Below are 22,931 nucleotides of genomic sequence, written 5' to 3'. Positions count from 1 at the left end.
ACTAGATGTTTGATAAAATAGAACAACTTGTATTGGAGATGAAAAGATGCGACGTAAACACCGAATTAAAAAATCACACAAAACCCTTTGGGCAACTTTAATTATTTTAGTATTGATTTTAGCCGGGCTTGGGTGGTATGGAACACGATATTATTCAAAACAAAACCAAGTTAAACAGTTTATTTCAGGAATTGAAAATAATGAAAATAAAACCATTCTTAGTAACTTGGTGGTTTCTGATAAGCATGTGTCAGTTAATTCTGCCACCATTCAACCGTTAGTTAATTATTTCCAACAAAATCCTACAGCGTTAAAGCAGCTAAAAGCAAATCTATTGAATAATGATTCTTCACAAGGGTTTAAAGTTGTACATCGTGGGAACTATTTTTTGATTTTCCCACATTATAAAGTCGAAGCAAGTGTCATTCATCCATTGATTAAATCCAATTACGCTGGGGTTCCAGTTAAAATTGATGATAAAATCGTTGGAAATACAGGCAGTAATGATAGTTTACGCGCTCCAGCTATGATGCCCGGCTTTCATTCAGTATCGGTGAACTTAAATCTTAATAATCAGCCGATTAAAACGAATAAACAGTTTAGTATGGTAGCTGGTCAAGACGAAACGGTTTCCGTTCCACTTAAAATTATTAATTTTAATGCCAAAGGACTAGCTAATTCTCAAATTTTTGTCGATGGGAAACAAGTTGGAATGACTGGACCTGATGGAAAAGGATCAGTTAAAAATGTCCCGATTAAACCCGATAGTACAAGTTATTTAGCAGTTCCAGTTGATAAGAAGACGATTAAAAGCGATGCTAAATCAATCGGAATGAAAAATAATAATCAAACATTGAAATATAAATTTGCTAATGTCGCTAGTAAGGCGGATGCTACTAATTTATTAAATGATATTTGGGGTGCCGTAAACGATGGTACTAACGATAATAAATCACTTGATGATGCTAACATTGACGATTTGTTTACTAAAGGAAAAAATGGAGATGCCTATCATTCACTATCAGATTTAATTAACCATAATCATGATGATAAAACGCATTATGACAATCTGAAGTTAAAGATTACCAGTGTAAAACCAGCTGGAGACATGGAAACAGAAGTTTTGTATCAAGTTAGCGTAGATGTTGATAAAGATAACCAAACTGGCAATGAAACGACACAATATCGGGCCATCATTCAACGTGAAGGATCCGGAGATTATGTATTAAAAAGTAATGATCAAGTTAATAATTAATTAAAAACGACGCGATTCTCACCAAAATCGCGTCGTTTTTAAAGATTAGCAATAATAAAATCAGCAATAACTTGGGCCATTTTTTCATAAGTAGCTGCATTTGGATGTAACCGCTGATCACCTAAAGTTGTTCGATAATTGTTACTATCAATGAGATGTGGAGCAGTTTTTCTCCAGTTTAAAATTGGTAAATTATTTTTTTGATAAACTTTTATCAACGTTTCTAACAATTCAGCAAAAGTATAATGGGCTAATCCGCCTACATTTAGATTGTCGATACCACCATCAAAACGATTAGTGGGTAAAATCCCAAGGAGCAGGATACTAGGATTTTCTTCTTTAATCTTAGTGATATTTTTTTGTAAAATACGGCTAATTATTTCCAAGGTTTCATAACAGTGAGCAAAATCATTGGTACCATATGCAATGGTTGCAACTTGATAATCCTTGAAATTATGTGTATTAACTTGATAAGTTAAGTCCCGTTCAGTATTTCCAGAGATTGAACCAGCATTGACACCAGCGTTGGTAATTTCAAAGTTAGGTAATAGTTTTGCCAAATAATAAGAAACGTTGTGCTTTAAATCTTTTTTACCGTCAAATCCGTTGGTAATCGAGTCGCCTAGGAGAATTAAATTTTCTTTTTTTGTCATCAGTACCAGTCCTTTACGTAGTTATTTATAGATTATTTTAACGCAATTCAGATGTGTTATTGCTAGGAGAAGTTTCTTAAGGTATTATTAAGATAAGATGATTACTTTTTGGAGGGTTTTAAGTGAGTTATAAGCGAGTAATTTTAGTGGATTTAGCTGCATTGGGGTTGCGCTCCAATACGGAATCTGCCCAACACAATTCAGATAAGAACACTATGTTGACCCACGTTTTAAAGCATTCATCCGACTTTGCTCTGCCGTCATTACATAAACTGGGTTTATTTGCGGCTTATTCAGATGCTGATTTTGGAACCGATAATATACCAATTGCTACTTATGGATTGGCATTGACACGATCAATCGTGAATAAACCATTGTCTGGTTTACGTGAAATGTTTGATTGTTCTTTGAGTTATCGAGTTTCCAGTGTTTTTGAAGAGGTTGCTAAACGCAGTGAAACAGTGATTATTTCCCGCTTTTTGAGTTATTTGTTTGCTCAAGAGTTTTGTAATCTTTTCCAAATTGGAACTGATGAAGCAGCTTTTTCAGAATTAGATCATCAATTAGAAAAAGTAGAAACTGGCTTTATTTATGCACAACTTCCCGATTTGCAAGAATTTGATGAAAAGGACCAGGTAAACAATTTTATGAATGAGTTATCGGTTGTCGATAATTATCTTGGTAAATTAATGAACAATTTACATGATGATGATTTGCTGATGGTGGTTTCCAGCCGAGTAGGAGATGCTCAATCACGTGACGGATTTTCAACCTATAAGATTCTTCCGGCGATGTTATATAATAACCAAGCTCTAAACCATCATTTTCAGGAAGAACCTTACGTTTGTGAGGTCGGATCGACAGTATTAGCTGCTTTAGGATTACAGGACAGCGTTATTTCGCCGAAACACAGCTTGTTGCCTTTCATGAAGTAACAATTTAAATTAATTGATACTTACAGGACAAGAGGGGAATTAATCAATGAACACATATCTGATTGTTAATATTATTGGAGTGTTGGTCTTTTTAGGAATTGCATTTCTTTTTTCCAAAGATCATAAAAATGTTAATTGGCGTTCAGTTGCTATTGTTTTAGTTTTAAACTTAGTAATTGCATTCCTATTAACTAATTTTAGTTTGGGACGAGACATTGTTAAAGGTGCTGCTAGTGGATTTCAATGGCTGGTAAACATTTCTTATACCGGAATTGCTTTTGCTTTTCCTGACTGGGTGCACGTTAAACAAATGAACTTCTTTACTTCAGCTTTACTACCAATCTTAATGATTGTTCCATTGTTTGATATTTTGACTTACTTTGGAATCTTGCCATTTTGTATTAAGTGGATTGGTCGCGGGATGGCATTTGTAACGGGTCAGCCTAAGTTTGAATCATTTTACGCAGTTGAAATGATGTTCTTAGGTAATACCGAGGCCATGGCAGTTTCAAGCGTCCAATTAAAACACATTTCTAGTAAACGAGTTTTAACTATTGCGATGATGTCAATGTCATGTATTACTGCCGCTATTGTTGGAGCATATGCTCAAATGGTTCCTGGTCAATACGTGTTAACCGCTATTCCGTTAAACATTTTAAATGCCGTTATCATTACTAATATTTTGAATCCTGTGAAGGTTGCTAAAGCCGAAGATAAGATTTATGAAGTTGGTGATTTAGGTGGTAGTCAAGAAGCCGATCATCAAGTTGCAGAAGAAACGGTTGCTGATAAACCTGAAAAGCCACATCGCGAACCATTTTTCTCGTTCTTAGGTGATTCAATTTTAAATGCCGGAAAATTAATCTTGATTATCGTAGCAAACGTAATTGCTTTTGTAGCTTTAGCTGCTTTGATTAGTAAATTATTGGGATTAATCAATCCTTGGTTATCTCTAGAACACATCTTAGGAATTATCATGTTCCCATTTGCTTGGTTAATGGGTCTTGATGTCAGCCATGCATTCCAATTTGCACAATACATGGGAACTAAATTGATTACAAACGAATTTGTGGTTATGGGGCAAGTTGCTCCACATATTAATAATCCACACCTCTTCAGTGCTCACTATCGTGCTGAATTGACGGTCTTTTTAACTTCATTTGCTAACGTAAGTACAGTTGGGATGATTATCGGATGTTTGAAAGGTTTAGTAAATCGAGAAAAGAACGATATGATTTCTAAAAACGTTGGTTACTTATTCTTATCTGGTATCTTGGTTTCATTGATGTCAGCTGGAATTGTTGGAATCTTCGTTTGGTAAACTAAATAAATTTATAAAAGTGCAGCTGCTTAGCTGCACTTTTTTGTTACACAATATGCTAAAATGAGCGTAATAAATAATCAGAAATGGATGTGATTGTAGTGCCACTAATGCGTATTGATATGGTAAAGGGACAACGGACCCCGGAAGAAATTCAAAAAGTGATGCAACTTGCTTATGATTTAACGAGAAAAGATCTTGGTGTTCCAGAAGACGACCGGTTTCAAGTTGTTACGCAACACGAGTCTTATGAAATGAAATTAATGGATGCTGGATTAGGAATTAATCGTAGCGATGATGTGATTTTATTTCAAATTCTTTCAACTCCTCGAACGATGGGTCAAAAGAAATTTTATTGTAAAGACATGGTGGAAGCATTCGGTCGAGAAATGAATATGCGTCCTGAAGATGTGATGATTGTGTTTGCTACTAATCATGCTGAGGACTGGAGCTTTGGTCACGGAAAACAACAATTCCTTGATGGTGAACTTTAATGACAAAAATTATTATGGATACTGATCCAGGAATTGATGACGCTGCTGCACTTTCGGTGGCTATTAACGATCCAAAACTTGATTTAAAGCTGGTGACGACAGTTGCTGGGAACGTAACGGTTGATAAAACAACTAAAAATGCATTAAAAATCATCAGTTTTTTTAACCAGGGTGATAAAATTCCAGTAGCTGCCGGAGCTGTTCAGCCTTTGATTAAACCCTTTGAAGATGCTGCCCGAATTCACGGTGAATCTGGAATGCGCGGTTATCAATTTTCAAACGAAACTCCTGAACCATTGAAAATGACGGCGGTGCAAGCTTTGCACAAATACATCATGGAAAGTGACGAGAAAGTCACGCTCGTTCCAACTGGATCGTACACTAATATTGCTTTATTATTTTCCGAATATCCAGAAGTAAAAGATAAGATTGAACGAATTGTAGCCATGGGCGGAACACTTGGTTATGGAAACATGACTAGCGCAGCCGAATTCAATGTGTTTACTGATCCACATGCCGCTAAAATTATGTATCAAGCAGGAGTACCAATTGTAATGGTTGGGCTAGATGTGACTAATAAAGCTTTACTGACACACGAAACGCTTGCTGAAATTGAAACCATGAATCCAGCTGGTAAAATGCTGCATGATATTATCATCAGTGATGGCGATCGAAATGAAAATGGGGTAGCAATGCATGATGTGAATACAATTTTCTATCTACTTCATCCAGAATTTATGCAAACGAAGCCGCTTTGGATTGATATTCAGACTGAAGGACCTGCAAATGGTGAAACGGTAGCTGATATTCGTGTTGCCTATCATAATGGCAAGACCAATGCTGAAGTTTGTGTTGATATTGATTCTCAAGCCTTTAATGACTGGTTTAAAGCCGAAGTTAAACAGATGAAAGTTTAATAAATAATTATCAAACCCAAAAAGATTGGACAAATTCCAATCTTTTTTATTTTCTGGCTAACTAAAAAGTTAAAATTTCGTTATAATGTATAATAGAACTATCTTAAAAGAACGAATTTTTGGCTAAAAGATAACGTGCAGGGCGCGTTTTGCAGTTAGGAGTTATAGATGACGCCAGAACAATTTAAACAAGCTTTAGCGCAGCACCAGATTGAACTATCAGAGCATCAAGAGCAACAATTTGCTGCTTATTTTAAACTATTAGTAGAATATAACGAGAAAGTTAATTTAACCACCATTACAAACCGTGATGATGTTTATTTGAAGCATTTCTATGATTCGCTTACCCCTGCTTTTTATGTTTCTGATTTAAAAGAAAAGAAAAGTTTAGTAGATGTGGGTGCAGGTGCAGGTTTTCCTTCGATTCCATTAAAGATTATCAATCCGAATCTTGAAGTTACTATCGTGGATTCCTTAAATAAAAGAATCATTTTCTTACAAAAATTAGTTGAATTATTAGGTTTAGAACACGTTTCATTGGTCCATGCTCGTGCCGAAGAGTTTGGCGGGCGACGTTCCAAAGATCGGGCTAGTTTTGATCTAGCAACTGCTCGCGCTTTGGCTCGATTAAGTGTAATGAGCGAGTTGTGTCTGCCTTTAGTTAAGATTGGCGGGAAGCTAATTGCCATGAAAGCTGCTAAAGCACCAGAAGAACTAGCTGCAGCTGAGAAAGCAATTCATGTTTTAGGTGGTCAAGTAGTTGATGATTTTGAATTTAAACTGCCAAAAAACAATGAAGATCGCCATATTATTGTGATTGAAAAAGAACGCAAAACACCAATTAAGTATCCGCGTAAAGCTGGTACACCAAACAAGGAACCAATTGAGTAATAAGGAGGGGATTAAATGGCACATGTGATTTCGTTGGCAAACCAAAAGGGTGGAGTTGGTAAAACAACTACTGCTGTTAATTTAGGAGCTGATTTGGCTAGTGAAGGCAAACGGGTTCTGATTGTTGATTCAGATGCCCAAGGAAATGCAACTAGTGGGGTTGGGATTAGCAAGCAAAACATTAAAAAAGATGTTTATGATGTCTTGGTAAATGAAGAACCCATGGAAGACGTGATTTTACATTCACCTCATGAAGGGCTAGATATTGTTCCCGCTACTATCCAATTATCAGGAGCTGAAATTGAGCTGACACCACAAATGGCACGGGAAACGCGTTTGAAAAGTGCACTGGCACAGGTTGATAGTCAGTACGATTACATTTTGATTGATTGTCCTCCTTCCTTAGGACTAATCACCATTAACGCATTTACAGCCAGTGATTCTATTTTGATTCCTGTTCAAAGTGAATATTATGCCCTTGAAGGATTGAGTCAATTGTTAAATACGGTACAGTTAGTTCAAAAACATTTTAATCCGGATTTGTACATAGAAGGTGTCTTACTGACAATGTATGATGCTAGAACAAATTTAGGTACACAAGTAAATAACGAAGTTCGTAAGTTCTTTAAAGAAAAAGTTTATAAAACAATTATCCCTCGAAATGTTCGTTTATCAGAAGCTCCTAGTCATGGACTTCCAATTATTGACTATGATCCAAAATCTAAGGGTGCTGAAGTGTACATGAAATTGACAAAGGAAGTGCTAGCTGCCAATGACAAACAAAAATAGTAAAGGGTTAGGTCGGGGATTGGATGCTCTTTTTGACGATAATGACATCAGTTTGAGTGATGAAGCAGTACAACAATTAGATTTAACGAAACTCACGCCAAATCCCTATCAACCGCGAAAGAAATTTGATAAAAAAGCCTTAAATGATCTAACTGAATCAGTGAAGGCCTCAGGAGTTTTTCAACCAATTATTGTGAGACAGCCTGACAAGAAGCGAGATTCGTTCGAAATTTTGGCTGGTGAACGACGGTTTCGGGCTTCTAAAGCAGCTGGTCGGACTAGTATCCCTGCGATTGTTAGGGATGCTACCGATGCACAAATGATGGAAATTGCGGTCATGGAAAACTTGCAGCGTGAGGATTTGAATCCGCTAGAAGAAGCCAAAGCATATGAGATGTTAATGACGAATTTAGATATTACTCAAGTTGAAGTTTCTCGTCGCTTAGGAAAAAGTCGTCCTTATATTGCTAATTATTTACGGTTATTAAACCTGCCTCCGCAAGTTAAAACCATGTTGCAAAAAGGCCAATTGTCAATGGGACAGGCGCGAACACTGCTAGCTGTGAAAAATAAAGCTGATTTATTGCGTTTAGCTCAAAAAGCAGCCGATGAAACTCTGACAGTTCGTCAATTGGAAAAATTGATTAATGCGTTAGGTCAGAATGATAAAAAGAAAAAAAAGAGTGTTAAAACTAGTAAGTCTCCATATCTAAGGGAAAGTGAAGTCCAATTACAGGAGAAACTAGGAACCAAAGCTTCAATTAATGAAACTAAACCCAAATCAGGAAAAGGTAAAATTGAGATTGATTACTTCTCAAATGAAGATTTAAATCGAATTTTGGGATTATTGGATGTTCATCTCGACTAAGGAGGGTTTTGCATGTATGGAATGCATGATATTGTTGAAATGAAGAAATCCCATCCGTGTGGAACCAATCGTTGGGAAATTATTCGGATGGGTGCTGACATTAAATTAGAATGTCGGGGTTGCGGTCATGTGGTAATGATGACTCGTCGCCAGTTTGAAAAACGAATGAAAAAGATTTTAGAAAAACATGTTGAAAATAATTAAGAAAGAGGTCTTTTAGATGTCATTAACAGCTGGAATTGTTGGGTTGCCAAACGTTGGTAAATCAACCCTTTTCAATGCAATTACAAAAGCCGGAGCAGAGATGGCTAATTATCCATTTGCTACGATTAACCCAAATGTTGGAATGGTAGAGGTTCCAGATAAGCGTTTGGATCGAATTCAGGAATTAATTCCTGCTAAAAAAGTAGTGCCAACGACCTTTGAATTTACTGACATTGCAGGGATTGTTAAGGGTGCTAGTAAAGGTGAAGGACTTGGAAACAAGTTTTTGGAAAATATTCGCCAAGTTGATGCAATTGTGCACGTTGTTCGGGCTTTTGATGATGATAATATCACTCATGTTACTAACAAAGTCGATCCAGTAGCTGATATTGATACCATTAATTTGGAATTGAGTTTAGCTGACTTGGATGCCGTTACTAAACGGATTGGTAAAGTGACGCGAGCTACTAAAGGAAGCGAAGAAGCTCAAGCTGAATTAGATGTATTAAATAAGATTAAACCGGTTTTAGAAGCTGGTGGTGCAGTTCGTGAAATTGATTTTGATGAAGAAGAACAAAAAATTGTTAAAGGACTCTTCTTATTAACCTCAAAACCAGTTTTGTATGTTGCTAATATCAGCGAAGATTCAATGAGTGACCCCGAAGCTGATCATTATTTCCAAGCAGTTCAAAAATATGCTAACGACCATAATGCAGAAGCAATCGGTATTGCTGCTGAAAGTGAAGAAGAAATAGCTGAATTAGATGATGCTGATAAGCAAGAATTTTTGGAAGCAGCTGGAGTAGAAGAACCCGGCTTGGATAAATTAATTCAGGCTGCTTACAAATTGTTAAACTTGGAAACTTTTTTCACTGCTGGTGGGAAAGAGACGAGGGCCTGGACTTTCTTAAAGGGTACCAAAGCACCACAAGCGGCTGGAATTATTCATTCTGATTTTGAACGTGGTTTTATTCGTGCCGAGGTAATGGCATTTAGTGATTTAGATAAATTAGGCAGTGAAGCTGCAGTCAAAGAAGCTGGCAAGTTACGAGTTGAAGGTAAGGATTACGTGATGCAAGACGGGGACATCGTTAACTTCCGTTTCAACGTCTAGGAGGAAATATGAGCGATTCAGAAAATAGAAAACGCAATGCACATGTGCAGCAAAAACACCATAATAGCCGAAAAGAAGTCTATGAAGAATTTGATAACATTGGTTTAACGAAGCGCAATGCGGATTATATGGTGCGTTTTAAAGAAGCTTTAGCACAAACCAAGGTAGTTGCTGAAAAACAAACTGATATTATTCAAGAAATGATTGAAGAGATTAAAACGGCACAAAAAAAGGGAACAACAGCCAAGAATTTATACGGTAGTGTTGATCACGCGGTTGCTATGGTAGTTAATCCACCTAAAAAACCGATGGGACCAATGACACCCGAACGTTATGCCATTGATGCTGGATATAATGTTTTATGGTTCTTAGTATTGTTTAACTTCCTTTATGGAGCCATGTTCTTTTTATCACCAGCTGCTGCCAATCAAGGCGGATCAGCTGGAATCACTTGTATCTTTATTTCCTCAATTGTAGCTGGAATTGGGATGCCAGCGGTGACTCAGTTGTTTGCTCCTGGAGTAAAACATAAGCACAATGGGGTTGTAAGAGCCGGAATGATGGCTTTGATGTTTGTAATTTGGATGTTAATTTTCTATGGTTCTAACATGTTGCCACGAGTGATTAATCCAGTTGTTTCACCAATTGTTAATATTGTGATTGGAATTATTGGAGTTGGATTAATCTTATTGATGAGATCAAAATTTACCATTACCAGTGGTTTGTTTGCAGGTCGAAAATAATAAAATAAAAAGTCGTTTTTAAAACGGCTTTTTATTTTGTAAGATTTTATTATAATTTATCATATTTCTTTTATTTGCGATTTGGTTTGTTAAAATTGGTAAAACGATATGAAATGAGAGGAAATCATAATGAAAATATTAGTTGTAGACGATGATAAAGAAATTGCACAATTATTAGAAATTTATATTAAAAACGAAGGTTACGAACCAGTAGCTGCTTATAATGGCGAAGATGCTCTTTCAAAATTACACACTGAAAGTGATATTGGCTTAGTGATTTTAGACATTATGATGCCAGGAATGAGTGGGATTGAAGTGATTGATGAAATCAGAAAAGACTCACAAGTTCCTATTATTGTGTTATCTGCTAAAACAGAAGACATCGATAAAATCAAAGGCTTAACTTCAGGAGCCGATGATTATGTTACAAAACCTTTTAATCCATTAGAAGTAATGGCACGTGTTCATTCTTTGCTTCGTCGGAGTAAAAATAATGTAAAAAATGACGAACCAGATGTTATTAATGCCGACACTTTAACCATTAATCGTGATTCACATGAGGTAACAACTGACGATGGCAAAAAGATTCAATTAACGGCGATTGAATTTGGAATTTTATATTTATTAGCCAGTCATCCGAACCGTGTGTTTTCTGCTGACGAGATTTTTGAACAAGTATGGAAACAAGAAAGTGTCATTTCTGCTAAAACAGTAATGGTTCATATGAGTCATTTGCGGGACAAGATTGAAGAAGCAAATAATGGAAAAGACATCATTAAAACTGTTTGGGGTGTCGGTTACAAAGTGGAAGGTTAAAAATTGACAACAACAAGTTTTAAGCTGACGAAGCGAGAAAAAAACGAATTATGGTTTGAAGGAATCATAACACTGATTCTTTTGTTATTAGTAAATATTGCGGTTGGTAATATTTTAATTAATTTTGTTCGTACCAATCAGGGCGTTAACGATGGGATTTTTATTATTAAACAATCAATGACCTTTGGACCCTTTCAAGAGCGACTACTAAGTTGGGAAGGGCTTTTTTGGTTACTAATGTTAGTGGTTGATGCCATCATTGTCTGGTGGCGGTTGGTAAGGATTTATAAACGGATTCAAATTAGTCGAATTATTGATGAGTTACACTATATTTCAGATGGTCATTTTGACCATAAAATTCCGTTTCATTTGAGTGGTGATAATGAACGAGTTGTAAATAGTGTTAATTCGTTAGTGGAAAATGTTATTAAGTCGCTTGATGAAGAACGACGAATTGAAAAATCCAAAGACGATTTGGTAACTAGCGTTAGTCATGATCTGCGGACACCTTTAACTTCAATTATTGGGTATCTTGGTTTAATTGAAGATCATCAATATAAAGATGAAAAAGATATTTTAAAATACTGTGGGATTGCTTACGACAAGTCACAACAAATGAAAAAGCTGGTTGATCGGCTGTTTGAATATACTAAGGCTAATAATTTAGCTGATCGAAATGTAGAAATTAATAAGATTGATGTCAATCAGTTGTTGACGCAACTAGAAACCTCTTTTGCATTGGAAGCACATAGAAAAGGTATGAAAATCAAAGTGAAACCGCTTAAGAAAGATTTAGTAATCGAAGCTAATGCGGAAATGCTGGGTCGAATATTTAATAATCTGATTACTAATGCGCTTAAATATGGAAAAGATGGTAAATATATTTATTTAAGCGCAAAACTAACTGGTAAAAATGTGGTTACTTTTATTGTCGCTAATGATGGAAAAAGGATTCCGCAAAAAGTATTGTCAAAAGTTTTTGATCGTTTTTATCGCGAAGAATCATCTCGTAACACTGACACTGGTGGGAGCGGTTTGGGTCTTGCAATTGTTAAAGAAATCATCAATAATCAAGGTGGAAGTATTAATGTAGGCTCAAATAATAAACTTACGACATTTACATTTACTTTACCGATTAAAAAATAAAAGTGTTTTAGCAGGTGATTTCTTATGAAAGTTGGAAAAAAACAGTTGATTTTTCCAAAGACTTTAATTTTAACTGTCGTAATGACAGGATTGATTTTAATGTTAAGTAACATTTCAGTACACGCTCAAACAACTACGGGCTTAGTTCAGACACATAATTCAGTAAAAACTCCGGCTCAGACTGATACAGCTAAGGGTGAAATTGCAATTGATGCACGTACTGGTCAAATTATTTATCAAAAAAATGCACAGAAAAAACTGCCAATTGCCTCGCTGAGTAAATTAATGACAGTTTATATCGTGATTCAAAGGATTCAAGCGCATGAACTTAGTTGGAACGATAAAGTAAAAATTTCTCCACAAGTAGCCGAGATTAGTGCTATTCCTGGGACTACAAGTGCAGGTCTAGTATCTGGACGTGAATATACAGTACGTGAATTATGTGATGCAGCTTTGATAGGATCAGCAAGTGGTGCAGCGATGGCCCTAGGTCAAAAGATAAGTGGAAATAGTCAGGCATTTGCTGATTTGATGAATCAAACTGCAAAAAAAATAGGGATTAAAGATGCTACTTTTTATAATGCCAGCGGATTAACTAACTGTGGTACGCATGGTTTGAAATTAAAAAACGTACCGGAGATGGCTGTAAATACTATGTCGGCAAAATCGGTAGCAATATTATCTAAGCAATTGTTACATACAGATCCTAAAATATTGGATATTACCAAACAACCGTAATTTACATTTGTTGATGCTAAGAACCAACCACAAAAAGTGATTAAAAATACTAATGAGATGGTAGCGGGTGCTAGCCAAGTAAATCCTGTTTTTCCAGTTGATGGATTGAAAACAGGAACCACCGAGAAACAAGAAGAAAATTTAGTTGCGACGACTAATAAAGATGGAAAACGAATTATTACAGTGGTACTTTGCACGCCTCGCGGTCAACGTTTTTCACAAACAACTCGTTTGATGGAAGAGGTTTATAACAATCATCACACAGTTAAATATGATAAAAAAAATTTTAAAAAAGATGTTAGCGTTGCAAACGGGGTGGATGTGGTCATACCTGTTAAAATAAAAAAGTCTGTTTATTTTTGGTTGAACAATAATAATAGACATGTTCCCGTCACTAAACAAGTTACGATTGATAAAAAATTGCAAAATACTGATGGAAGTGTCATGGCACCAGTTAAAAAGAATCAAAAAATTGGTGGTTTAAAGTTAGGAATGTATAAGCAAAAGGTTGCTTATGTTGGAAAAGATACAGCTGTTCCGGTTTATACTAAAAAGTCTGATGAAAAAGCAGGTTTTTTTACAAATTTGTTTCGGGATATCCTTTAAAACAATTTAATTTTAGAAAAAGTTAGTAGAAATGGTTTTTTATTTTGCTTAGATACAATATAATTAGAACTGTAAATTAAATTTGTAAAATAAAAAAACGAAGTCACTACTTTGGAGGATTTCAATTGACTAAATTGGTACCGAATCCCAATGAATCTGCTTGGCGCAGAAACTTTGGGATTTCATTTCCACTAGATATAAGTTATATTTCAATTGGAATAGCTTGTGGGATTTTATTACATGCTGCTGGTTTTAATACTTTTAATACAATTTTAGTTTCACTTTTAGTATTTTCTGGCGGTGTGCAATTTCTGATTGCATCGATGTTAACGATTAATTCACCTTTATTAACGATTGTTTTGATGTTGTTTTTCCTTGAACTTCGTTATGCTTTGTTGGGATCTAGTTTATCAAAGTATTTGCATGGGCAGAGCATTTTGTTTATGTTTTTATTTTCTTGTTCCATGAATGATGAAAATTACGCAGTTAACTATCTAAAATTTTCAACTGATAAGAAGTTTACGCCTCGAGATGCGTTGCAGATTGAACATTGGACGTTGCTATTTTGGACTTTAAGTAATTTTGTCGGTAGTGTGGTTGGTAGCGCAGTTAAGATCGATTTAACTGTTGTTCATTTTGCGTTAACGGCATTGTTTTTATTTATGATTGTAATGCAAGTTAAGAGTCTTTTAAAAGTTATGATTGCCTTTCTCGCTGCCTTTCTTGCTATTTTCTTCTTAGTGCTAACTAAATCAACACTGGGATTAGTATGTGCAACTTTAATTGCATCTTTTGTTGGATTTCTGATTGATAACTATTTGAGAAGAAGACGGATTAAAACCCACCATAAGAGTCGTTTAATTAAAATGTTTAAAAATCCCGCGGGAACGCCAAAGGAATAAGTTAGGAGTATAAAATATGGAATGGAACGGAATGCAGCATTTTCTGTTAGTTTTATTATGCTTCCTGGTGGCTTTAATACCTCGATTTGTTCCTTTGTTTTTCTTTCGGAAACGTAAGATTCCAAAGTGGTTTAATGAGTGGATGGAATTCGTACCAATTTGTTTATTTACATCTTTGGTAGTAAAAGATTTATTCATTACTAAAACCTATGCTTTTTCTATTGCCGGAACAATTCCAGAATTGATTGCTAGTGTAGTAGTGATTGCAGTTGCCTTTTGGACAAGATCCATGGCCTTGTCGGTAATTGTTGGATTGGCACTTGTCTTTTTATTGGCAATTGTTTTATAAAACTAAACAAAACAGCTTCGTTAGTTTAAAACTAGCGAAGCTGTTTTACTTTATTATTATTTTTTGTACATATAGTCTCTTGTCATTGGGAGTATTTCACCTGAAGGACCTTTTGAAATTAAATATTGCATTACATCAATGTTCCCAGCTTTAAATGAAGCAGCACAAGCTTGTAAATATAAGTCCCACATGCGGACAAAATCTTCATCAAACATTTCGGTAACTTCTGGAATTACTTTTCTAAAGTTTTTATCCCATTCTTCTAGTGTTCTTTGGTAATGACGACGTAGTGATTCTAAATCAGAAATCTGCATTCCATTATCAATGATATGTTGGATGTTTTCGGTTAATCCTGGAATGTATCCGCCTGGGAAAATCCATTTATTAATCCAACCATTTACGGCTCCACCTTGTTGTCTAGTAATTCCATGAATCAAGGCAGTCCCGCCATCAGCTAAATGATCAGAAACAACTTTGAAGTATTCATCAAGATTCTCTTTACCAACATGTTCAAACATTCCCACAGAAGTTATATAGTCGAACTTTTCATCTTTAGGAATTTCACGATAATCTTGTAATTTGACTGTGGCTAAGTTTTCCAAGCCTTCTTCTTTAATCTTGTTGTTAACATAGTCGTATTGTTCTTGACTAAGAGTTACACCAGTAACACGAATGTTGTATTCCTTAGCAGCAGTTAACATTAACGTTCCCCAGCCACAACCAATATCTAATAGTGTACGGTCGGGTTGTGGATTTAACTTTTTAATAATGTGATGAATTTTATTTTCTTGTGCTTGATAAAGTGTATCAGTTGGTTTTTCAAAGTAAGCACAAGAGTAGGTCATGGTTTCATCAAGCCATAGTTTGTAAAATTGATTTCCAATATCATAATGATCTTGGACGTCTTTTTTACTTTCTTTTTCTGAATGAGAAGCTTTAGGTAAAAATTTAATAAATTTTTGATTACGGAAGAAACTATCAGCAGCTTCATAAGCGGAAGTTATTAGATCTTCCAAGTTTCCATCAACTTCGATGGTACCATTCATATACGCTTCTCCTAAGGCAATCGAAGCATTGCGCTTGATTTCGCGAATTGGAATGACTTTATGGATGGTAATATGAGCTTTTGGAGTTCCTTTTCCATATTTTTTTGTTTTTCCATCCCAAAATGTTACTTCCATTGGCATGTTAAAACTACGTTTAAGGAATTCATTATAAAATGGTTTTTCGAGCATAAAAAGTACCTCTCTTTGTTAAAATCTAAAGTACATTATATGCTATTTTGCTTTTTTACGTAACTATTAAGGATGATATTGAATTTTTTAGTATGGTATAATTAAACAAATAATTTATTAATTTTTAGACGGAGGTATTTTTAATGAAAAAATGGATTTGGGGCGTGATTGTAGTTGTAGTCGTAGCCTGCATTGGTGGGTGGTTCTATTTTGACCATTCTACGAGTTCTGCCGCTTATAACAATAATATTAGAAACGAAAAAACTGAAATTAATAATGGGGATTATTCGCAAGCTAAGGATAAACTACAAGCAGCAGTTGATGAAAAACCTGATTCAAAAGAAGCTAATGCTTTATTGAATCAGACTAAAAAATTCATTGACGGTAATAACGAAATGAAAGACAAAGATTTCGATACCGCACGAGATTCATACAAAGATGCTAGAGATAAAAAAGATGGTTCTAAGGTATTAGCTGATCGTGCTAAAGATAAAGTTAAGACTGCTAATGATGTTATTAAAAACGATAAAAAATTCAAAAAAACTTATGCAAAGGCAGTTAAACAGCATAATGCCAAGAAATACACTGATTCAAATAACACTTTAGATACAATTTTTAATGATGATGTGATTACTGAATCATACTATTCAGATATTTTGAGTAATGCTAAAGATTTGAAGAAATCAAATGATAAAGCGTTGAAGAATGATTCCAGCAAAGATAAATCTGATGGCGTGAGTGAAAACACTAATTCAAGCGATACTAATTCAAGTAACAATAGTTCAAGCAATAATAATCAAGTTACTACTAGTAATAATGCTGCAGTAGTTACTAAAACTAATAAATCTAACTCACAACCAACTATCGTTACTAAAAAAGCAGCTAGTACGCAACAACCAGCAGCAACTAGTACTAGAACAACTGGTAGCAATACAGCAAGACCAGCTGCTACAGCTGCCAACTCTACTAATTCAGCTAATGATACGGGTAGTTTAAATGTTTATACTCACCCAGAAACATATGCCAACCGTTTCACTGAGCCAACCAGTAGTTCAAATAATAATAGTGGAGCTGCTACTCCTGCTAACAATCCAAACACTTACACACCAAGTACTGATCCTTATGATGTTTATACTAACCCAGATACTTATGCGAACCTATTTGCAAGCTAATATTTAATTTTAAAAAATGGAGATTGTAACTAATGCAAAATTATTGGCAAGTTTTTTTAAATAATGTGAAATTGCGCCGTTTTTGCGTGTTGATGTTTTTGATATTAGTTATATATATCTGTCGCGACATGATGACAACTTTGTTATTAACATTTATTTTTACGTTATTAGTTACTAAATCTGTTATTTGGATTCGAAAGCGAATTAAAATTCCTACACCGATTTTAGTGATTGTAATGTATGCAGTAATTGTTGGGTTGGTAGTAGTAGCTGCGATTGTTTATTTACCCGCAATTGCAGATCAGGGAATTGAATATACGAGGATGTTATTTAAGTTTTACGAACGGCCACACATGATAAAAAATGCCCAAATACGCAATATGGTAGTTAGTTTCATGAAAACGGTGAACATTCCGCAACAAATTAAAGGCAGTATGGGATTGATTTGGGATTATGTTACTAGCGCTGGAACAATTGGAGTTGCAATGTTTATGTCATTGCTTCTAAGTTTTTTCTTTACATTAGAGTTAAAACAAATGAAAGAGTTTTCGCAAAAGTTTCTTACCAGTACGTTTGGTTGGTTTTTCAAAGATATTTATTATTTTGGAAATATCTTTGTTAAAACATTTGGAGTTGTTTTAGAGGCACAGTTCTTTATTGCAATTTGTAATACTACGATTACAACCATTTGTTTAGCGTTTATGCATATGCCTCAATTATTGATTTTTGCAGTGATGATTTTTCTATTGAGTTTAATCCCAGTTGCGGGAGTGATTATTTCATTGGTACCGTTATCGATTGCAGGTTATGCGGTAGGTGGAATTCGATATATTATTTATATTTTAATTATTATTTCTGTGGTTCATTTGCTAGAAGCATATGTGTTAAATCCTAAGTTTATGTCGGCTAAAACAGAGTTGCCAATTTTTTATACGTTTGTAGTATTGTTGCTTGGCGAACACTTTTTAGGCACATGGGGATTAATTGTGTCAGTTCCAATTTTCACATTTTTCCTAGATGTTTTAGGAGTTCAAAAAGTTGATAAGAAAAAGCGACCACAACTGCATAAAACTGGGTGGCTGAAAAAGCTCTTAAAATGATGTATGATATAGATGTTTAAAAAATGACTTTAAAAATGAAAGAGGTATAATAATGGCAAAATTATGTTTAATTCGTCACGGACAAAGTGAATGGAACTTAGCTAACAAATTTACTGGGTGGGTTGATGTTGATCTTAGTGAAGAAGGGGTCAAACAAGCCAAGCATGCCGGGGAACTTATTGCACAAGCTGGTCTTGAATTTGATCAAGCTTATACTTCAGTTTTAAAACGTGCAATTAAAACTTTAGATTATGCCTTAGAGGAAAGTGACCAACTTTGGATTCCAGAAATGAAATCTTGGCGTTTGAATGAACGTCATTATGGTGCTTTACAAGGTAAAAATAAAGAAAGAGCTGCTGAAAAATATGGAGTAGATCAAGTTCATATTTGGCGTCGTTCATACGATGTTTTGCCACCACTTTTGAGTGCTGATGATGAAGGATCTGCTACTAAAGACCGTCGTTATGCTGATTTAGATCCACGTGCAATTCCTGCAGGTGAAAACTTAAAAACTACTTTAGAAAGAGTTATTCCTTTCTGGCAAGACGAAATTGCACCTAAGTTATTAGACAACAAAAATGTGATTGTTGCAGCTCACGGTAACTCACTTCGTGCTTTGACTAAGTATATCGAAAACATTTCTGATGAAGATATCATGGATGTTGAAATTGCTACTGGTCAACCAATTGTTTATGATATTGATTCTGACTTAAATATTTTGAGTAAAGTTAAACTAGGCGACAATAAACAATAAGTATCAAAGCAAAAAAGTTTATACTCATGAAACATGAGTGTAAGTTTTTTTGCTGCTTTATTTAATTGTAAAGTTACTTGACAAGCGAAAAACGTAATTGTATAGTAGGCAGTAATTCTTATTATTAAGATTTAGGGGGTTTTTAGATGAGTGAGAAACAAACTGTTGATGCAAAGGGGAAACCGTATAATCGTACGATTTTTGTTCTTTTGTTATTAGTAGGAGCTTTCGTTGCCGTCTTAAATCAAACTATTTTAGGAACAGCTTTTCCAACTTTAATGCATGCCTTTCACGTTAGTACATCTACGGTTCAGTGGTTAACTACTGGATTTATGATGGTTAACGGAATTTTGATTCCGGTTAGTGCATGGTTGGCAGAGCGGGTTAATACTAAATGGTTGTATTTAGGAGCAATGTTAATTTTTGAAATTGGAACGATTATGGCGTATGTTGCTCCAACTTTTCAGGTCTTATTTGTAGCTCGACTAGTTCAAGCTGTTGGTGTTGGGGTAATTATACCATTAATGCAGACAATTTTATTATCGATTTTCCCTGCGGAGGAACGTGGAGCTGCTTTGGGAATGGGTGGAATCGTAATTGGATTAGCACCTGCTATTGGTCCCACACTTTCTGGTTGGGTAATTGATAATTATAATTGGCGTGATTTATTTGGAATTTTAATTCCAATTGCTGCTATTGTGTTGATTTTAGGACTTTTTTACATTAAGCCAGTTCTTAAAACTCATAAATCAAAACTAGACTATTTATCATTAGTTCTTTCTACTATTGGATTTGGTAGTGCACTTTATGGATTTTCATCTGTCGGTAATGATGGATGGGGAAGTGCAACCGTTATATGGTCATTGATTATTGGTGCAATTTTTATTATATTATTTATTTGGCGTCAATTAACTATGAAGGATCCATTCTTGAATTTAAGTGTCTTCAAGTCATTTAAATTTAGTATTTCAACTGCAATTGCTTCCGTTGCTTTTATGGCTATGATTGGTGTTGAAATGGTTCTTCCTTTATATTTACAAATTGTTAAAGGATTAAGTGCCTTTCATTCTGGACTTGCCTTATTAGGTGGCGCCTTAATGATGGGATTGATGAGTCCAATTACAGGGATTCTATTTGATAAATTTGGTGCTAAACGTTTGGCAATTGGTGGATTATTCTTACTATCAGTTGGAACATTTCCATTCATGTTTTTGACAAAAGACACTTCAACTGCTTACATCGTTGTATTGTATGCGGTTCGTATGTTTGGGATTGCTATGGTTATGATGCCCGTTACCACCGCTGGAATGAATTCATTGTCAGTTAAAATGATGGGACATGGAACAGCAGTTAATAATACCGTTCGACAAATCTGTGGGTCGATTGCAACTTCTATCATGGTTTCAATTCTTTCAAACGTAACTTCAAACAATATGCCATCTCACATGATGAGAATTAATAATCCACTTCACTATCGTGATTTAGCAATTAATGCTACTTTAAAAGGTTATACAGCAACGTTTGGAATTGCGTTTATAATTTCAGTAATTGCCTTCCTTATTGCATTTGCGTTAAAGAATGGTCGAGTATTGGATACTAAAAAGGCTAAAGGAGGTAACGAATAATGATTTTTGTTATTTTAATTATTGCCGTATTAGCTTTCTTTATCTGTTGGAACTTGATTCCTAATCGACTAGTATCGAATTTAAGTGGAATATTTTTTGGAATTATTACAATACTAGCAATTGTGGGAATTATTGCCAATTTTCATGGTCATTTTGGAATGACGAAGAAAACGACAGCAACACAACATTCATTTACTTCAATTAATAAGCAAATGGATATGATTTTATATCAAAAGATTGGTAAAAAATCTAATGATCAAGCTGTTATTTATAAAAAAGATGCTGATCAAAAGAAGCCAACCATTACAAAAGTTATCGATACTAAAAATGTAATTAAAAAAGGTGCTAATGATAATAAATTGGTTACCACTAAAGAAGATTGGGTTTACAAAAATAATTTTTATCGCATGATGTTTGGACTAGCACAGAAAGAAACATTTATAAAACGTACTAATACTTTTCATGTTGATAAAAACTATCTAGTACTAACTCCGCAACAGGCAAAAGAGATTGGTACAAAAATGAAGCAGCAAGCTGCCCAAATGCAAGCTAAACAAAAAGATCCACAAGTTATGGCAGCTATGAAACAACAAGGCGAACAATATGTTCAAGGTAAAATGATGGCTGAAATGCAAAAGAATCCACAGATGACTGCTAGTCAGAAAGAAAAATTGACTAAGAAGTACACTAATGAATTCCAACAAGAAGCCAAAAATAAAGCTAAGCAACAAATGCTTCAAACTGTTATGCAACAACTTAAAATTAATAAATAATAAAAAAGATCTCATTAAAAATGAGGTCTTTTTTGCTAGCTATTGTTTTTGAGCATGGAGAACTTGTCTATATTGACCTGTCATCCATTGAATATAATTTTTATGAGGCGGCTTTGTTTCTGAAACATTAACTATGGGTACATGATTTTTTTTAGCCAAATCAACCATTCCCGCTACGACTGGATCAGAGGCTTGAATGTTATTTACAAAGAATGCAATTTTATGATGTGTAATATCTGATTGTAGATGTGTAATATCTGTTGCAGATGGATCGACTCCTTTTTCAATTGCATTTGCGAACCCGTTATCACTTATTTTGTATCCCATTGAAATCAAAGAGTAGTCAAAGACAGGCTCACTAACGGCAACATATTTACCATGAGAATATTTTTTAATTTGCTTAATTAAAGCTGTTGTTTTTGACCATTTTTGTCGATAGAAATTAGCATTGTGATAGTATAATTTCTTATCTTGAGGCCTTTTTTTAGAATAAACTGCAGCTAATTTATTTGCTAGTTTATCCATTGTTTGAGGATCATACCAAATATGTTCATTGTCTCCATTTTTTTTATGCATTAATGTACCGACATCTATGTCTGTTTGTTTTTTATCATTAGAATTTTTAATTAAGTTAGTCATCCAATCATCATAACAAATTCCGTTTGCTATCACTACATCAGCTTTATCGACTTTTTTGGCATCATTAATTGTTGGTTCAAAATCATGAGGGTCAACATTGGAATTAATAATAGAAGCAACTTTAACATGTTTTCCTCCGACCTGTTTAGCTACGTCTCCATAAAAGTTGACTGATGACACTACATTGATTTTATTTGGTTTGGTATTTGAATTCTTATTACAAGCTGATAAAGGTATTAGCATTAAGCAACAAGCAGCGGCAGTAATTAATTTTTTTTTATTTTTAAAGAACATTGATATTTCTTCTTTTTAATTAGTAATTTAATTATACCTTAAAGCATTTAATTAGGTATCTTAGTGAACTAATGTAACTTTATAAATAATTTTGACTTTTTTTGACCAAATTGTTGACATGGGAATTAACCGGGTGTATATTATTAATTGTCGCTTAAGGAATGGCATGTTTTTATGATTAAAAATTGAAAATAAATTTTTTAAAATTAATTGTTTAAAAATGTTTGACATTCTTTGACCAATAGGATATACTAATAATTGTTCGTTAGGAATGACTACGAAATGCTTTGACAAATTAATCTTTAAGTAATTGAGTTTTTTAAAATTAATCAAGTTAAATCGTTGACAATTATTTCTAAACGAGTTATTATAGTAAGTGCACTGCAGAAGCAGTGCAAGAGTAGATCTTTGAAAACTGAACAGGATTTTGATTACAAAAGTGTAAGGTAATCTTTAAACTTAGTTTAAAGGTTAAAACATTATGCAAAGTCAATTTGCTTTAAGAAATAAAATAAATAAGAGCTAGTAAAGTTCTCATTTTTAAAATGAGAGTTTGATCCTGGCTCAGGACGAACGTTGGCGGCGTGCCTAATACATG

The 22,931-nt window shown here is 34.5% G+C and carries 24 protein-coding genes and 1 pseudogene; 22 read left to right on the top strand and 3 right to left on the bottom strand.

What is annotated here, in order from left to right; all coding sequences use genetic code 11:
* Window positions 1-46: 46 nt before the first annotated feature.
* Window positions 47-1,255 carry a TcaA second domain-containing protein gene (locus BHU33_RS05575; RefSeq protein WP_054646796.1) on the top strand — a complete coding sequence of 403 codons (1,209 nt, stop codon included), beginning with the start codon at window positions 47-49 and terminating at the stop codon, window positions 1,253-1,255.
* 38 nt (window positions 1,256-1,293) lie between these two features.
* Here the strand turns inward: BHU33_RS05575 and BHU33_RS05570 are convergent, their stop codons facing one another.
* Window positions 1,294-1,908, bottom strand: a complete 615-nt coding sequence (locus BHU33_RS05570) for an SGNH/GDSL hydrolase family protein (RefSeq protein WP_056997560.1) — start codon at window positions 1,906-1,908, stop codon at window positions 1,294-1,296.
* Window positions 1,909-2,030: 122 nt separating this feature from the next.
* Between BHU33_RS05570 and BHU33_RS05565 the strand changes: the two genes are divergently transcribed.
* The 16 genes and pseudogenes from BHU33_RS05565 (at window position 2,031) to BHU33_RS05490 (ending at window position 14,741) form a co-directional block, all read left to right on the top strand.
* Window positions 2,031-2,843, top strand: a complete 813-nt coding sequence (locus BHU33_RS05565) for a hypothetical protein (protein ID WP_054646797.1) — start codon at window positions 2,031-2,033, stop codon at window positions 2,841-2,843.
* A gap of 46 nt (window positions 2,844-2,889) precedes the next feature.
* Window positions 2,890-4,164, top strand: a complete 1,275-nt coding sequence (locus BHU33_RS05560) for a NupC/NupG family nucleoside CNT transporter (RefSeq protein ID WP_056997559.1) — start codon at window positions 2,890-2,892, stop codon at window positions 4,162-4,164.
* A gap of 110 nt (window positions 4,165-4,274) precedes the next feature.
* Entirely contained in the window at window positions 4,275-4,658 is a 384-nt protein-coding gene (locus BHU33_RS05555; RefSeq protein ID WP_225355263.1) for a tautomerase family protein, read from the top strand.
* Window positions 4,658-5,575: a ribonucleoside hydrolase RihC gene (gene rihC / locus BHU33_RS05550; protein WP_054646799.1), complete on the top strand. Its 918-nt coding sequence runs from the start codon at window positions 4,658-4,660 to the stop codon at window positions 5,573-5,575. The genes BHU33_RS05555 and rihC overlap by 1 nt, the downstream gene beginning before the upstream one ends.
* Window positions 5,576-5,743: 168 nt before the next feature.
* The gene (rsmG, locus tag BHU33_RS05545; protein WP_054646800.1) at window positions 5,744-6,466 is read left to right on the top strand and encodes a 16S rRNA (guanine(527)-N(7))-methyltransferase RsmG; all 723 of its coding nucleotides are present in this window, start codon (window positions 5,744-5,746) and stop codon (window positions 6,464-6,466) included.
* A 15-nt stretch (window positions 6,467-6,481) separates the two neighbouring features.
* A complete protein-coding gene (locus tag BHU33_RS05540; RefSeq protein WP_054646801.1) occupies window positions 6,482-7,255 on the top strand; it encodes a ParA family protein in 774 nt (257 codons plus the stop codon).
* Window positions 7,239-8,123 carry a ParB/RepB/Spo0J family partition protein gene (locus tag BHU33_RS05535; RefSeq protein ID WP_054646802.1) on the top strand — a complete coding sequence of 295 codons (885 nt, stop codon included), beginning with the start codon at window positions 7,239-7,241 and terminating at the stop codon, window positions 8,121-8,123. Before BHU33_RS05540 ends, BHU33_RS05535 begins: the two co-directional genes overlap by 17 nt.
* 12 nt (window positions 8,124-8,135) lie before the next feature.
* The gene (locus tag BHU33_RS05530; protein WP_054646803.1) at window positions 8,136-8,327 is read left to right on the top strand and encodes a DUF951 domain-containing protein; all 192 of its coding nucleotides are present in this window, start codon (window positions 8,136-8,138) and stop codon (window positions 8,325-8,327) included.
* Between the two features lie 16 nt (window positions 8,328-8,343).
* Window positions 8,344-9,441: a redox-regulated ATPase YchF gene (ychF, locus tag BHU33_RS05525; RefSeq protein ID WP_054646804.1), complete on the top strand. Its 1,098-nt coding sequence runs from the start codon at window positions 8,344-8,346 to the stop codon at window positions 9,439-9,441.
* An 8-nt stretch (window positions 9,442-9,449) separates the two neighbouring features.
* Window positions 9,450-10,184 (top strand): DUF1129 family protein, encoded by a 735-nt coding sequence (locus BHU33_RS05520; protein ID WP_054646805.1) that lies wholly within the window; start codon window positions 9,450-9,452, stop codon window positions 10,182-10,184.
* A 129-nt stretch (window positions 10,185-10,313) separates the two neighbouring features.
* Window positions 10,314-11,000 carry a response regulator transcription factor gene (locus BHU33_RS05515; RefSeq protein ID WP_054646806.1) on the top strand — a complete coding sequence of 229 codons (687 nt, stop codon included), beginning with the start codon at window positions 10,314-10,316 and terminating at the stop codon, window positions 10,998-11,000.
* Window positions 11,001-11,003: 3 nt separating this feature from the next.
* A complete protein-coding gene (locus tag BHU33_RS05510; RefSeq protein WP_054646807.1) occupies window positions 11,004-12,146 on the top strand; it encodes a sensor histidine kinase in 1,143 nt (380 codons plus the stop codon).
* Window positions 12,147-12,170: 24 nt separating this feature from the next.
* Window positions 12,171-13,064, top strand: a pseudogene (locus tag BHU33_RS05505) (D-alanyl-D-alanine carboxypeptidase family protein); the annotation flags it as partial.
* Between the two features lie 54 nt (window positions 13,065-13,118).
* Window positions 13,119-13,490, top strand: coding sequence for a hypothetical protein (locus BHU33_RS05500; protein WP_225354805.1), 372 nt, complete (start codon window positions 13,119-13,121; stop codon window positions 13,488-13,490).
* 125 nt (window positions 13,491-13,615) lie between these two features.
* Complete coding sequence (locus BHU33_RS05495; RefSeq protein ID WP_054646810.1) at window positions 13,616-14,392, top strand: AzlC family ABC transporter permease; 777 nt, start codon at window positions 13,616-13,618, stop codon at window positions 14,390-14,392.
* Window positions 14,393-14,408: 16 nt separating this feature from the next.
* The gene (locus BHU33_RS05490; protein ID WP_054646811.1) at window positions 14,409-14,741 is read left to right on the top strand and encodes an AzlD domain-containing protein; all 333 of its coding nucleotides are present in this window, start codon (window positions 14,409-14,411) and stop codon (window positions 14,739-14,741) included.
* A 56-nt stretch (window positions 14,742-14,797) separates the two neighbouring features.
* On the opposite strand, the gene BHU33_RS05485 is transcribed toward BHU33_RS05490, so the two are convergent.
* Window positions 14,798-15,976 carry an SAM-dependent methyltransferase gene (locus BHU33_RS05485; protein ID WP_056997558.1) on the bottom strand — a complete coding sequence of 393 codons (1,179 nt, stop codon included), beginning with the start codon at window positions 15,974-15,976 and terminating at the stop codon, window positions 14,798-14,800.
* Between the two features lie 143 nt (window positions 15,977-16,119).
* On the opposite strand from BHU33_RS05485, the gene BHU33_RS05480 reads away from it, so the two are divergent.
* The 5 genes from BHU33_RS05480 (at window position 16,120) to BHU33_RS05460 (ending at window position 21,400) form a co-directional block, all read left to right on the top strand.
* Complete coding sequence (locus BHU33_RS05480) at window positions 16,120-17,148, top strand: hypothetical protein (protein ID WP_054646812.1); 1,029 nt, start codon at window positions 16,120-16,122, stop codon at window positions 17,146-17,148.
* Window positions 17,149-17,180: 32 nt separating this feature from the next.
* Window positions 17,181-18,248, top strand: coding sequence for an AI-2E family transporter (locus tag BHU33_RS05475; protein WP_054646813.1), 1,068 nt, complete (start codon window positions 17,181-17,183; stop codon window positions 18,246-18,248).
* A gap of 52 nt (window positions 18,249-18,300) precedes the next feature.
* Window positions 18,301-19,002 (top strand): 2,3-diphosphoglycerate-dependent phosphoglycerate mutase, encoded by a 702-nt coding sequence (locus BHU33_RS05470; RefSeq protein ID WP_054646814.1) that lies wholly within the window; start codon window positions 18,301-18,303, stop codon window positions 19,000-19,002.
* A 146-nt stretch (window positions 19,003-19,148) separates the two neighbouring features.
* Complete coding sequence (locus tag BHU33_RS05465) at window positions 19,149-20,627, top strand: MDR family MFS transporter (RefSeq protein ID WP_054646815.1); 1,479 nt, start codon at window positions 19,149-19,151, stop codon at window positions 20,625-20,627.
* Window positions 20,627-21,400, top strand: a complete 774-nt coding sequence (locus BHU33_RS05460; RefSeq protein WP_054646816.1) for a DUF4811 domain-containing protein — start codon at window positions 20,627-20,629, stop codon at window positions 21,398-21,400. The genes BHU33_RS05465 and BHU33_RS05460 overlap by 1 nt, the downstream gene beginning before the upstream one ends.
* Before the next feature lie 39 nt (window positions 21,401-21,439).
* On the opposite strand, the gene BHU33_RS05455 is transcribed toward BHU33_RS05460, so the two are convergent.
* Window positions 21,440-22,333, bottom strand: a complete 894-nt coding sequence (locus BHU33_RS05455; RefSeq protein WP_056997557.1) for a metal ABC transporter solute-binding protein, Zn/Mn family — start codon at window positions 22,331-22,333, stop codon at window positions 21,440-21,442.
* Window positions 22,334-22,931: the final 598 nt, after the last annotated feature.

It is taken from the genome of Fructilactobacillus lindneri DSM 20690 = JCM 11027, from assembly GCF_002907375.1.
GTDB lineage: Bacteria > Bacillota > Bacilli > Lactobacillales > Lactobacillaceae > Fructilactobacillus > Fructilactobacillus lindneri.
Note: the sequence above shows the minus strand (reverse complement) of the source record. Positions and strands in the feature narration are given on the sequence as shown.

Bases quoted from the DNA above. Each gene is read 5' to 3' on its own strand.
- BHU33_RS05480 (WP_054646812.1), top strand. From the start codon at position 16,120: ATGAAAAAATGGATTTGGGGCGTGATTGTAGTTGTAGTCGTAGCCTGC.
- ychF (WP_054646804.1), top strand. From the start codon at position 8,344: ATGTCATTAACAGCTGGAATTGTTGGGTTGCCAAACGTTGGTAAATCA.
- BHU33_RS05530 (WP_054646803.1), top strand. From the start codon at position 8,136: ATGTATGGAATGCATGATATTGTTGAAATGAAGAAATCCCATCCGTGT.
- BHU33_RS05560 (WP_056997559.1), top strand. From the start codon at position 2,890: ATGAACACATATCTGATTGTTAATATTATTGGAGTGTTGGTCTTTTTA.
- BHU33_RS05500 (WP_225354805.1), top strand. From the start codon at position 13,119: ATGGAAGAGGTTTATAACAATCATCACACAGTTAAATATGATAAAAAA.
- BHU33_RS05570 (WP_056997560.1), bottom strand. From the start codon at position 1,908: ATGACAAAAAAAGAAAATTTAATTCTCCTAGGCGACTCGATTACCAAC.
- BHU33_RS05455 (WP_056997557.1), bottom strand. From the start codon at position 22,333: ATGTTCTTTAAAAATAAAAAAAAATTAATTACTGCCGCTGCTTGTTGC.
- rihC (WP_054646799.1), top strand. From the start codon at position 4,658: ATGACAAAAATTATTATGGATACTGATCCAGGAATTGATGACGCTGCT.
- BHU33_RS05535 (WP_054646802.1), top strand. From the start codon at position 7,239: ATGACAAACAAAAATAGTAAAGGGTTAGGTCGGGGATTGGATGCTCTT.
- BHU33_RS05575 (WP_054646796.1), top strand. From the start codon at position 47: ATGCGACGTAAACACCGAATTAAAAAATCACACAAAACCCTTTGGGCA.
- BHU33_RS05470 (WP_054646814.1), top strand. From the start codon at position 18,301: ATGGCAAAATTATGTTTAATTCGTCACGGACAAAGTGAATGGAACTTA.
- BHU33_RS05555 (WP_225355263.1), top strand. From the start codon at position 4,275: ATGCGTATTGATATGGTAAAGGGACAACGGACCCCGGAAGAAATTCAA.
- BHU33_RS05515 (WP_054646806.1), top strand. From the start codon at position 10,314: ATGAAAATATTAGTTGTAGACGATGATAAAGAAATTGCACAATTATTA.
- BHU33_RS05485 (WP_056997558.1), bottom strand. From the start codon at position 15,976: ATGCTCGAAAAACCATTTTATAATGAATTCCTTAAACGTAGTTTTAAC.
- BHU33_RS05540 (WP_054646801.1), top strand. From the start codon at position 6,482: ATGGCACATGTGATTTCGTTGGCAAACCAAAAGGGTGGAGTTGGTAAA.
- BHU33_RS05475 (WP_054646813.1), top strand. From the start codon at position 17,181: ATGCAAAATTATTGGCAAGTTTTTTTAAATAATGTGAAATTGCGCCGT.
- BHU33_RS05520 (WP_054646805.1), top strand. From the start codon at position 9,450: ATGAGCGATTCAGAAAATAGAAAACGCAATGCACATGTGCAGCAAAAA.
- BHU33_RS05490 (WP_054646811.1), top strand. From the start codon at position 14,409: ATGGAATGGAACGGAATGCAGCATTTTCTGTTAGTTTTATTATGCTTC.
- rsmG (WP_054646800.1), top strand. From the start codon at position 5,744: ATGACGCCAGAACAATTTAAACAAGCTTTAGCGCAGCACCAGATTGAA.
- BHU33_RS05460 (WP_054646816.1), top strand. From the start codon at position 20,627: ATGATTTTTGTTATTTTAATTATTGCCGTATTAGCTTTCTTTATCTGT.
- BHU33_RS05465 (WP_054646815.1), top strand. From the start codon at position 19,149: ATGAGTGAGAAACAAACTGTTGATGCAAAGGGGAAACCGTATAATCGT.